Annotated in this window: 12 protein-coding genes; 5 read left to right on the top strand and 7 right to left on the bottom strand. The window is 38.2% G+C overall.

What is annotated here, in order from left to right:
• A partial coding sequence (locus BN3349_RS10750; protein WP_040977388.1) for a hypothetical protein occupies nucleotides 1–358 on the top strand: 358 nt, incomplete at its 5' end.
• 151 nt (nucleotides 359–509) lie between these two features.
• Entirely contained in the window at nucleotides 510–773 is a 264-nt protein-coding gene (locus BN3349_RS10745; RefSeq protein WP_040977387.1) for a hypothetical protein, read from the top strand.
• A gap of 270 nt (nucleotides 774–1,043) precedes the next feature.
• Here the strand turns inward: BN3349_RS10745 and BN3349_RS10740 are convergent, their stop codons facing one another.
• The 7 genes from BN3349_RS10740 to tusA form a co-directional block, all read right to left on the bottom strand.
• A complete protein-coding gene (locus BN3349_RS10740) occupies nucleotides 1,044–2,636 on the bottom strand; it encodes a xylulokinase (RefSeq protein ID WP_101430493.1) in 1,593 nt (530 codons plus the stop codon).
• On the bottom strand, nucleotides 2,637–3,581 hold the full coding sequence (locus tag BN3349_RS10735) for an ABC transporter permease (protein ID WP_040977385.1): 945 nt from the start codon (nucleotides 3,579–3,581) through the stop codon (nucleotides 2,637–2,639).
• Between the two features lies 1 nt (nucleotide 3,582).
• Nucleotides 3,583–4,536: an ABC transporter permease gene (locus tag BN3349_RS10730; protein WP_040977384.1), complete on the bottom strand. Its 954-nt coding sequence runs from the start codon at nucleotides 4,534–4,536 to the stop codon at nucleotides 3,583–3,585.
• A complete protein-coding gene (locus BN3349_RS10725; protein ID WP_040977383.1) occupies nucleotides 4,520–6,010 on the bottom strand; it encodes a sugar ABC transporter ATP-binding protein in 1,491 nt (496 codons plus the stop codon). The genes BN3349_RS10730 and BN3349_RS10725 overlap by 17 nt, the downstream gene beginning before the upstream one ends.
• A gap of 52 nt (nucleotides 6,011–6,062) precedes the next feature.
• Nucleotides 6,063–7,037 (bottom strand): autoinducer 2 ABC transporter substrate-binding protein, encoded by a 975-nt coding sequence (locus BN3349_RS10720; RefSeq protein ID WP_040977382.1) that lies wholly within the window; start codon nucleotides 7,035–7,037, stop codon nucleotides 6,063–6,065.
• Between the two features lie 180 nt (nucleotides 7,038–7,217).
• On the bottom strand, nucleotides 7,218–8,072 hold the full coding sequence (gene araC, locus BN3349_RS10715; RefSeq protein ID WP_040977381.1) for an arabinose operon transcriptional regulator AraC: 855 nt from the start codon (nucleotides 8,070–8,072) through the stop codon (nucleotides 7,218–7,220).
• A 1-nt stretch (nucleotide 8,073) separates the two neighbouring features.
• On the bottom strand, nucleotides 8,074–8,325 hold the full coding sequence (gene tusA / locus BN3349_RS10710; RefSeq protein WP_040977389.1) for a sulfurtransferase TusA: 252 nt from the start codon (nucleotides 8,323–8,325) through the stop codon (nucleotides 8,074–8,076).
• Nucleotides 8,326–8,403: 78 nt separating this feature from the next.
• On the opposite strand from tusA, the gene BN3349_RS10705 reads away from it, so the two are divergent.
• From BN3349_RS10705 to hemG, 3 genes are read left to right on the top strand one after another with little or no spacing between them, the layout of a single operon-like run.
• A complete protein-coding gene (locus BN3349_RS10705) occupies nucleotides 8,404–9,012 on the top strand; it encodes a YigZ family protein (RefSeq protein ID WP_040977380.1) in 609 nt (202 codons plus the stop codon).
• An 11-nt stretch (nucleotides 9,013–9,023) separates the two neighbouring features.
• Nucleotides 9,024–10,484: a TrkH family potassium uptake protein gene (locus tag BN3349_RS10700; protein WP_040977379.1), complete on the top strand. Its 1,461-nt coding sequence runs from the start codon at nucleotides 9,024–9,026 to the stop codon at nucleotides 10,482–10,484.
• On the top strand, nucleotides 10,485–10,994 hold the full coding sequence (hemG, locus tag BN3349_RS10695; protein ID WP_040977378.1) for a menaquinone-dependent protoporphyrinogen IX dehydrogenase: 510 nt from the start codon (nucleotides 10,485–10,487) through the stop codon (nucleotides 10,992–10,994).
• Nucleotides 10,995–11,262: the final 268 nt, after the last annotated feature.

Here is an 11,262-nt window from a genome sequence, read left to right as displayed (position 1 = left end):
CGATCTTAATGTGATTTGTGGAGAAAATCGATGCTCTCAAAATTCTGATGGTTCATATACATATTATGGTGATGATAATTTACCAACACTATCTCAAGCAATAGATCCTATAAAAAATAGAGAAGCCATATCTTTATATGGAGCCACAGGCGGATTCCAATCTGTTGTGGGAGGTTGGTATTCTGGTGACAAAGCAGTAATTCCGTATAAATCGGGTGATATATCCGCTCATCTTGTGGAGTCGTTTGCTGGTACTCACGATATGCTCGGAGGGCAAATTTGGGAGGGGGATGATAAACAGGGTAATAAAAAGATGTATTTTGTATATCATAAACAAGAAAAAAACTTAAAGAGATGACAAAAATAGAATTAATTAACTGGGCTAAAAATGAAAGTGTTTATATATCTGATATAAGTACTTAAAATAACGGCTTTATTATGCTAATTTGGTCACTCAACACTGAGTTATCGCGGTATTTCAAGGTATCGCAGGCAGAAGTGTTGAACAGATGGCTGTGGGATTAGCCCCATCGTATTTAAATCAACAAACCAAGGAGTGGACGGTAGATAAAGATGACAATGTTAATAAACTTGTTGATTTGGTAGTGCACACTACTCTTGGTGTGATTGGAGCCAAAATCAATGTCAATAATGCCTTGGTTGGTAGTGCCACTGCAGGTAAAGTTAACGTAATGATTATTGCGAAAACACTTTACAGAGAACTTGCCGAGAAACTCACAGAAGTGAAGAAGAATATAGCATTTTTAAGTTAAATAGCCAGTGACTTAATTTTAACAGCAACAACTCGAAATAATCTTGCGACAGCGCAAAATATGACTGTTTGTGCGACGCAAATTCAGCGTACAATAATCTCGACTTGCACTACACGCGCTGCACGGTTTAATGCGTGGTGTACACTATAAATGCGACAATAAATAAGACTTGCATTAAGCAGCGTTCCTATCCGACAATCGCTAAAAACTCAATGGCGAATTGTTTAGCGACATACTCAAACGCTGTTTAAATCCTATAATGATTCTTTCTCAATGTAAATTAGTTTCTACTGCTTGTTTAACAACATCGATCCCTTTTTTATAAAGATCTATAAAATTTTGATATCCCAAATGTGTGGCTAAATCAGGTTGAGCTATATGAATTTGTTGGATTTTGAATATGTGATTAAGGTATTGTTCTAAGGATTTTTTGTTGGCGTAATTTAAGAAATTCGCCAGTAACGCAATTCCCCAAGCTCCCCCTTCTCCAGCACTACTTTGTGTCGCTACGGGAATATTTAAGGCCGAGGCAAGAATTTGGGCGGCAACTTTTGGCGTTTTAAACATGCCGCCATGTCCAAGAATTTGGCGAATTTGTACATTCTCTTGCTGAATTAAAATATCCATACCAATTTTCATTGCTGCAAAAGCAGAATAAAGATGGACGCGGATTAAATTAGCTAAATTAAATTCGGCATTAGTTGGATGAAATAGCATAGGGCAGCCATGTTCAAGCCCTACATTATGCTCACCCGAATAAAATCCATAAGAAAGTAAACCGCCGCAATTAGGTTCACCTTGTAACGCTTGATTAAACAAGGCTTCAAACAATTCTTCTTTGGTCACATAGACGCCAAAAACTTGTAGATTTTGTTCAAAGATTTTCATCCAAGCGTTAATATCCGTACTGCAATTATTGGCATGTGCCATTGCAACTAATTTTCCAGCTGGTGTAGTGACTAAATCTAGTTCAGGATAAACTCGAGATAGATTTTTTTCTAATACAATCATAGCGAAAGCCGATGTGCCTGCGGAGATATTGCCCGTGGTTTCAGCAATGCTATTAGTGGCAACCATGCCTGTTCCTGCATCGCCTTCGGGCGGACAAAATGAAACGCCAGCCTCTAGGTTTCCTGTTAGATCAAGCAGTTTCGCACCAAGTGTAGTCAGTTTTCCAGCCATTTTTCCTGCACTCAAGACTTTAGGTAATAATGTGTTGATTTTCCAAGGATAATTTTTATCAGAAATCAGACTATCAAATTGCGCTAACATGCTTTGATCATAATCTTGTTTCGCAATATCAATGGGAAACATGCCAGATGCGTCACCGATACCTAGCACTTTTTCTCCCGTTAATTGCCAATGCACATAGCCTGCCAGTGTGGTGAAAAAGTCTAATTCAGCCACGTGAGGTTCATTATTAAGAATGGCTTGATAGAGATGGGCAATGCTCCAACGTTGCGGGATATTATGATTAAAAAGTGCGGTCAGTTTTTCTGCTGATTTTGAAGTGAAATTATTGCGCCATGTGCGAAATGGTGTGAGCAAATTGGCATCTTTATCAAAAGGAAGATAGCCGTGCATCATGCCACTAATACCAATGGCTGCTAGTTTTCTTATCGGCACACCAAACTGCGAACGCACATTTGAAGCTAAATCAGCATATGCTCCTTGTAAACCGTGCCAAATTTCCTCTTGAGAATACGTCCAGACTTCATTTATAAACTGATTTTCCCAATCATAAATGCCTGTGGATAAAATCTCCCCTTTGGGATTTATCAGTACCGCTTTAATTCTTGTTGAGCCAAATTCGATGCCAAGAACGGCTTTTCCTGATTGAATAAATTGTTGCATAGTATTCACCTAAATAAGTTTTTTAAATAAGGTATTCTTTTGTAAGAAAATAAAGAGAATTAACAATGAACCCCACAAAATCATAGTAATATAACTACTGATACCGAGCATATTTAATCCACTTTCGATCATTTGTAATAAAACTAAAGCAATCATAATTCCTACTAATTTTCCTTTTCCTCCATCAGGATTTACACCTCCAAGTACTGATGCGAGAATGGAAATTAATAAATAAGAGTCACCATATGATGCTTTGGCTGAATTAAGTTTAGAGATCATAATTAGTGCGGCAAAGACACATAATATTGAGGAAATAACATAAACTAAAATTAATATCTTATTAGTGTTTATTCCAGAATATAATGTTGCTTTTTCATTGTTGCCAATAAAATAAATGGATTTTCCTAATGTGGTTTTTTCTAAAACTAGCCACATCACAAATGCCAACGTGAGGAAAATAATGATTGGTAATGGAATTAGCCCAAGTTCAATTGAGTTTATTGATAGAATATGCTGAGGAAAGTTAGCAATCGTTGAACCATTTGTGATTAGAATATTTAGCCCATTGATTAATGTCATTGTTCCTAAGGTTGCAAGAATTGGTGATACACGAATTTTGGCGATTAAGATACCATTAAATAATCCGATAATTACAGCACAAAGAAAACTTAAAAAAAGACCTAACAATAAGTAAAGAAAGCTATCTTGTTGAGTAACATAGTATGCAATAATTAAAGCACAAGCATTCATTCCTGCAATGATAGAAAGATTAATTCCCCCTGCGAGCATAGTAATTGCCATAGCGAGCGTTAAAATACCTAAAGTTGGGATTTGTGAAGCCATAGATTGGAAATTAGCCACTGACCAAAAAATATCAGGAATAAGAATACTGAATATGGTCATTGCAATAACAAATAAAATAAATAAATATTTTATAGAATGATCAATTTTCATTTTATACTCCTTTGCGCTGGCTAAGCGCAGTGGCACTAATGCTGAAAATAATAATCAACCCTGTGATGACTGTTTGCCAATAGGATGAAACGCTTAGCAAATTTAGTCCATTTTGAATAATAGCCAATAATGCAACGCCCATTACCGTGCCTGACAATGTTCCTTTCCCTCCCGACAAACTTGCACCGCCTAAAACGACAGCAGCTAATACAGTTAACTCATAGCCTAATAAAGAGTCAGGTGCGACGGATTGCACCGTGTAAGACTGCACAATGCCCGCTAAGCCTGACATTAATCCCATATAGCCATAAGCAAATAAATGTAGTTTTAATATATTGAAACCAATGCGAGATGTGGCATCTTTATTACCACCCAATGCGTAGATTTTTCTCCCTACAGTAAGTTTATTAATAATTAAATAAGTTAGTAAAATTGCAATTAAGGCAATAACTGCTTGGAATGATAATCCATATTCAAAGCCATCTTCAGAGATTATTTTGAACCAAATAATTTCCTGCTGAAACCATTCTGGATAATCATAAAGCCATACGCCTTTTGTCACATAAAGTAGCGCCCCATAGAAAATATTTAAGGTTGAAATTGTGATAATAATAGAAGGTACATTTAGTTGATTAACAATAATTGCATTAATAAAACCAAGTAAAACACCAATACTTAGAGAAATAATAAATACGCCAACAAATCCTATTTCATAATAAGAAATACAAGAAATCATTACATATTGTGAAATAATTGTAATCGCAGGAAATGAAATATCAATACCTCCTGAAAGTAGAATAACAAAAAGACCGCAAGCTAAGATCATTAACATTGCGTAATTATTAACAAGATCGTAAATATTCTCTATTGTAAGAAAGTCCTGAGTAAAAATACTTAACAATATGGAAAGTATAGCTAATGTGGTAAATAAAATAAGGTTATTGCGCGCTTTCATAAACTGCCTCCGCAATTTGTTGCTCAGTACATTCTGTAGGAAGAAAACTATTAATAATTCTTCCTTTTTTCATGATGAGTATTTTATGGCTATTAAAATAGGCTTCTTCGATTTCATCAGTTACAAAGATCACTGCAATACCTTGTTCTGCTAATGCTCTTATAATTTGAAAAATACCTTCTTTATTTGCAATATCAACACCAATAGTTGGCGAGTCTAAGATAATAATATTAGGCTTAATAGCTAGCCATTTAGCAATAGATACTCGTTGTGCATTACCCCCTGATAACGTATTTACTGCAAGATTTGAATTGTTTACTTTAATTTTTAAAGATTGAATTAATTCGTTACTTTGTTGATAGGCTTGAACGTTATTTATCAATTTAAATTTATTAGCGATTTTCTTGAAAATTGTCGAAATAATATTATGATGAATACTTTCTGCCATAATTAGTCCAGTATTCATCCGATCTTCTGAAACGTAAGCAATGCCATGCGCAATAGCATCTTGGTTAGTCTTGAGTTGTACTGGTTGATTATTAATAAGGATTTGTCCGCTGTCAGGTTGCGTAATGCCAAATAAACTTAAACAAAGTTCTGTTCTGCCAGAACCAAGTAAGCCTGTGATAGCAATAATTTCTCCTTGTTTTAAACTTAAACTAATATCTTCATATTGGTTTTTACGGCTAAGATCTTTGACTTCTAATACAGGAGATTTATTAGAAAACGTTGGCAAATTTAACCGCACTTGCTCAAATTCAATTCCTGTCATCAGGAAACCAAGATATTTTTCAGTCATGCCAGTAATAGGGTATTGTCCAATCATATTACCGTCTTTTAATACCAAAACGCTGTCTGAAACTTTCATTACCTCTGATAATTTATGACTTACAAAAATAATACTAATTCCTTTGCTTTTTAATTTAAGTACCACATTAAGTAAATCTTTAACCTCTTTTGCTGTTAGCGATGCTGTGGGCTCATCCATAATTAATAATTTTGCGTTTTGTGCAAGAGCGCGGCAAATTGCGACAAGTTGTTGTTGAGCTACTGGTAAGGTTTCTAAAATGGCGTCCAGATCTAAATTTGCATGAATACTTTCTACAGCTTGTTTAGCTATTTCACGAAGATGTTTTTGATTTACCCAACCCAATTTTCGATGAGAATTAATAGCAATATTTTCATAAACAGTTAAATTGGGGAAGATAGCTAAATCTTGGTAAATAACTTGAATACCTTTATTAATTGAAATCTCAGGTGTTAATTTATTGTAAGTTATTGCGCCAATTTTTATTTCTGCACCATTATCAGGTTGATAAACACCAGAAAGAATTTTAATTAATGTTGATTTTCCGCAGCCATTTTGCCCAGCCAAACATAATGCCTCGCCGTAATTTAAACTCAGTTCAACCTGATTTAAGGCTTTAATTCCATGGAAGGTTTTACTGATATTTTTCATTGAAATAAATGCCATAAACAACTCGCTTATTAGAGAATGGGGCGTATTGCCCCATTGTTAAGGAAGATTAGTACAATTTATCAATATTATCTTTAGTCACTTTTAAGACATTATGGAATTGTAATAATTTATTCTCTTTATCGACTTTAGCTTTACCAACCGTTGGAATTTCTAAGCCATCTTCAATGGGTTCACCTTTTACCATTTTGGCTGCAACAGTGGCAAGCGCGTAGCCAGAGCTGGCAGGATCATAAGTAATGCCCATGGTGATATTGCCCGATTTAATTAAAGAAGCAGCTTGAGACGGGATCATCATACCGAATACGTTTAATTTTCCTTTTAAACGTTTTTCTTTCACTGCTAGTCCCGCTCCAATAGGACCTTGAGAGCCGAAAGAAATCACGGATTTCAAATCAGGATGCGCTTTCACTAAGTCAATGGTCGTGCGTCTTGCGTCATCAATATTTTCTGCCACAGGCATACGGCTAGTGACTTCAAACATCTCTGGATAATGCTCTTTTTGATATTTCACAACTAAGTCTGCCCATAAATTATGTTGTGGTACAGTCAAACCACCCACATAAATCACATAGCCACCTTTACCACCTTGTGCTTTTGCGATTTCTTCCACATAATCAGAAGCAAATTGTGCATTATCAATAATTTCAATATCCCAATCGGCACTGGGTTGCCCTACTGACTCGTGTGTTAGTACCACAATATTATTTTGTTTTGCCTTTTTCAGCACAGGCTCAAGGGCACTAGCATCATTCGGAACAATAGAAATCACGTCTACTTTTTTAGCAATCAAGTCTTCAATCAATTTTACCTGTTGTGGTGCATCCGTGTTTGAAGGACCTACTTGGTAGGCATTTACATTGTTGTCTTTACCTGCTTGCACAACACCTTCCGCCATGCGGTTAAACCAAGGCATACCGTCAATTTTAGAGATGTTTACAATATCGGTGGCAAACAAGGTACTAGAAAATGTTGCGGTCAACAAAGTAGCAAGGAACAGCTTTTTGATGTTGAATTTTTTCATAAGAGAGTCCTTATAAATAAAAGTGGATTATGGCTGCATAAGTAGCATTGCATATACTTTAATCAATTATCTATTAAAGTATGAGGATATTAGGGCGAAAAAAATGAAATGACTATGTAATATCATGTTATGAATATGGAGTATTCTGCTACTGAGATGAAATCGAGAGCTAGATCACATTTATGCTTTTCTTGTTTTATATAGTTGGCGAAATTCCGTTGGAGAAAGCGCGGTGTGTTTTTTGAAAATTTTTGAAAAATAAAGTGGATCTTCGTAGCCTAAATTTTTAGCTAATAAATTTATAGAAATATCTGAAAAATAAAGATGCTTTTTTGCTTCGGTAATACGTAAGGTTTCACGCCATTGGATGATGCTGCTTCCAATGGATTCGGAAAATAAATGAGAAAGACGAGATGGTGATAAGAAAACTTTATCAGCAAGTTCTTGAATAGTTAAATTTTGCATTAAATTTTCTGCAATTAAGTTACATACTACTACAATGCGATTGTCTAGACCGCTTTGCATTTGGGGTTGTTCTGCCGAAAAGCATTTCATCAATAAATATTTTAGCAAACTCAATGCTATTTCTTGTTTAAAAATATTATTACTTTGTAGCTCTTGAGCAATTTTGGTAAAAAGTTGACTTATTTCATGAAAATATTGATTATCGGTAATTTGGATTTTGCCAATAGTATTTTGTGTATCCGTCCAGTTTAACCATTTAACCCATTGCGAATTAGGGTAAAAATAAATCCATTTATAGTGCCAAAATTCGTTTTGCAAGTTACGCCCATAATGATGTACTGCATATGGTGCAAATAATAAGAGTTGTCCTCTTTCTACGGAGTAGATGTTTTCCCCATCAAAAACATCTCCTTTCCCGAAAGTTGTGAGTTGTAAAATATAACCGTTCATTCCATTCGGGCGATCTATCGTAAAATCCATATAGTTACCACGCTCAATTTGCGTGATACCAGCAGCTAATTCAAGATTAAAATGATAATTAACTAAAAGTGGATTAATTTTTGAACGCATTTTATATGATCTCTTCTCCCCCCTTTCTCACCCAATATCTAAATGGCGTTTTTTCTGTGTCGCTTTTTAGTAGGTGATGTTCCATAAACTGACAGAAACTCGGAATATCTCGAGTGGTGGCGGGGTCATCGGCGATAATCAGTAGCACTTCGCCCGCTTGCATATGGCGGATTGTTTTGCGTACCAGCATAACGGGTTCCGGGCAGCGCAGACCCTGCGCATCAAGGGTGTGATGAATGGTAATATCGTTCATGGTTTTCTTAGTCGTTTCATCCATTTTGTGCGTATAATACCGTTCAATCAAATAACGGTCAAAAGCAAAGAAAACATTATGCAATATCCAATCCCGAAAAGTGCGGTCGTTTTTGAAGAAGAAATTAAGAAAAGCCGGTTTATGACTTATGTCGCACATACGCCGGGGCTTGAGCGGGCCAAATTATTCTGGCGGGAGATTAAACGCCTTCATCCCGATGCCCGTCATCACTGCTGGGCGTGTGTGGCGGATACGCCGAGCGATTCGTTGGCGCTGGGATTTTCTGATGACGGCGAACCGGCAGGCTGTGCGGGAAAACCGATGTTGAATGTGCTATTAGGCAGCGGAATCGGTGAGATTAGCGCGGTGGTGGTGCGCTATTATGGCGGGATTTTGTTAGGTACCGGCGGGCTGGTACGCGCTTATGCCAACGGTGTACGGCAAGCGCTGAGATTAGTGGAGACGCAGTTAAAAACGCAGCGGCAGGGATATCTGTTGGTGTGCGATTACGGGCTGGCTCAGCGGGTGCGATTGTTGTGCGAGAAATATGATGTGCTGATTGAAGCGCAGGATTTTCGCGCAGACGTTCGGTTTGAGTTGGGCGTAAGTGGTGATAAACTAGCGCCATTTCAGCAGGAATTAACAGCATGTTCCGCTGGCGCTTTACAGTTGCGGCGAGTGGAATAAGAGAGAAGATTGTGCATATTTTATCTATCGTGCGGATTGTCGGTATTTTGGTGATGTGTTTTTCCATTACCATGCTGGCGCCGGCATTTGTAGCGTTATTATACGGTGACGGCGGCGGTAAGGCCTTTATGCAGGCGTTTGCGATTAGTTTAAGTGTCGGTGCGCTATTGTGGTGGATGTTCCGTTCTCATAAGGCGGAATTGCGCTCGCGGGAAGGCTTTTTAATTGTTGTGCTGTTCTGGACGGTGCTGGGATTGTTGGGGTCTATTCCGTTAATGTTGTTTGAACTGACGCATTTAAGTTTTGCCGATGCAGTGTTTGAGTCTTTTTCGGGATTGACTACCACCGGAGCGACAGTGATGTCCAAGCTGGATCAGCTACCGAAGGCCATTTTGTTTTATCGTCAGTTTTTGCAGTGGATCGGCGGGATGGGGATTATCGTGCTGGCGGTCGCGATCATTCCTTTGCTTGGCATCGGTGGAACGCAGTTATATCGGGCGGAATCCTCGGGGCCGCTGAAAGAGCAAAAAATGCGCCCCAGAATTGCCGAAATTGCCAAATTATTATGGTTTACCTATTTATTTTTAACCGTACTGTGCGCCTTGTCTTATTGGTTCGCCGGGATGAATGCGTTTGATGCGATAGGGCACAGTTTTTCGACGATCTCAAACGGCGGATTTTCTACCCATGACGCCAATATCGGCTATTTTAATAATTCGACGATTTATCTGATTACGGCAATATTTATGTTGATTGCCGGCTGCAATTTCAGTTTACATATTGCCTTGTTGTCGAATTTTAAGCGGATTGGCGTGTGGAAAAATTATTATGCCGATCCGGAATTTCGGTTTTTCTTTTTCATGCAGATTGGCTTTATTCTAATTTTTTCTCTCGGCTTGTATATAAGCTATGATTTAAGCGCGTTTGATGCTTTTGCGCAAGGCGCGTTACAGTTATCGTCGATGTCGATGACGGCAGGCTATACGCTTTTTGATATTAATACCTTGCCGGCAGCGTTGGCATTGTTGCTTGTTGTTGCCGCGGTGATTGGCGGTTGCGGCGGCTCGACCACCGGGGGTTTAAAGGCGATTAGAGTGTTGGTACTGAGTTTACAGGTGAAAAGAGAATTAAATCAGTTGGTGCATCCTAATTTAGTGCAACCGATTAAGTTCGGCAAAGATATTTTACCGCAACGGATTATCGAAAGTATTTGGGCTTTTTTTATCACTTTCGTATTTGTGTTTTTGTTGTGCGTTTTCGCGGCGATTTTATGCGGAATGGAAATTTTTGACGCTATCGGCGGTGTGTTGGCGACTTTAACCAATGCCGGTCCGGGTTTAGGCGCAACCGGTCAGAGTTTTGAACACGTCCCCGATAATGCCAAGTTTATTTTCTCGTTCGCCATGGTGTGTGGGCGTTTGGAGCTGTTTTCTTTGCTGGTACTGGGTACCTCGGCATTCTGGAAAAGTTAAATGGAAACCTTAATTTTATATTCGAGCCGTGACGGGCAAACTAAAAAAATCGCCGATTTCATCGCAATGGAGTTAGGCGGAAACGTCAGTGTTCAATCGCTGCATGATGTGCAGGAAACATCGCTTGTGCGTGCTGAGCGGATTATTATCGGCGCCTCAATTCGTTATGGACATTTTGAGCGGACATTGGACAATTTTGTGAAAAAACAGACCGCACTTTTGAATAAAAAGCCCAGTGCGTTTTTTGGTGTAAATCTCACTGCGCGCAAAGCGGGTAAAGATACGCCGCAAACTAATGTGTATGTCAGAAAATTTTTACAGCGTATTCACTGGAAGCCTAAACAGGCGGCAGTTTTTGCTGGTGCGTTGCGTTATCCGCGTTACCGTTTTTTTGATCGCATAATGATTCAGTTAATTATGAAGCTTACCGGCGGCGAGACGGATCCGACAAAAGAGATAGAATATACGGATTGGCAGAAAGTCAGAGCATTCGCAGAAAAATTAAAATGATGGTTTAATCTGCATAAATAGGCTAAAAATAGTGCTATTTATGCAGATTTGTTTAATAAAAAAGCATTCGTGATCTTTTTCTCAAAAAAGATCTTGCGTCGAAACGGCAAATCTCTATAATACGCCTCCGCAGCCGCGATGACGGCGGGCAGGCGAAAGTGCGGTGGTTTTTTTCGATGAAAATGGAAAAATAATCACTTGACGTAAAGTAAGATTCTGTATATACTTGCACGCCTTGCTTAATGCAACTGTTCTTTAACAATCTATC

Source organism: Necropsobacter massiliensis, assembly GCF_000827595.2.
Classification (GTDB): domain Bacteria; phylum Pseudomonadota; class Gammaproteobacteria; order Enterobacterales; family Pasteurellaceae; genus Necropsobacter; species Necropsobacter massiliensis.
This window is presented reverse-complemented; position numbering and strand designations above follow the sequence as displayed.

Excerpts from the sequence above, each read along its gene's own strand:
- araC (WP_040977381.1), bottom strand. The coding sequence starts at position 8,072 with ATGCGTTCAAAAATTAATCCACTTTTAGTTAATTATCATTTTAATCTT.
- BN3349_RS10745 (WP_040977387.1), top strand. The coding sequence starts at position 510 with ATGGCTGTGGGATTAGCCCCATCGTATTTAAATCAACAAACCAAGGAG.
- BN3349_RS10705 (WP_040977380.1), top strand. The coding sequence starts at position 8,404 with ATGCAATATCCAATCCCGAAAAGTGCGGTCGTTTTTGAAGAAGAAATT.
- BN3349_RS10720 (WP_040977382.1), bottom strand. The coding sequence starts at position 7,037 with ATGAAAAAATTCAACATCAAAAAGCTGTTCCTTGCTACTTTGTTGACC.
- BN3349_RS10730 (WP_040977384.1), bottom strand. The coding sequence starts at position 4,536 with ATGAAAGCGCGCAATAACCTTATTTTATTTACCACATTAGCTATACTT.
- hemG (WP_040977378.1), top strand. The coding sequence starts at position 10,485 with ATGGAAACCTTAATTTTATATTCGAGCCGTGACGGGCAAACTAAAAAA.
- BN3349_RS10735 (WP_040977385.1), bottom strand. The coding sequence starts at position 3,581 with ATGAAAATTGATCATTCTATAAAATATTTATTTATTTTATTTGTTATT.
- BN3349_RS10725 (WP_040977383.1), bottom strand. The coding sequence starts at position 6,010 with ATGGCATTTATTTCAATGAAAAATATCAGTAAAACCTTCCATGGAATT.
- tusA (WP_040977389.1), bottom strand. The coding sequence starts at position 8,325 with ATGAACGATATTACCATTCATCACACCCTTGATGCGCAGGGTCTGCGC.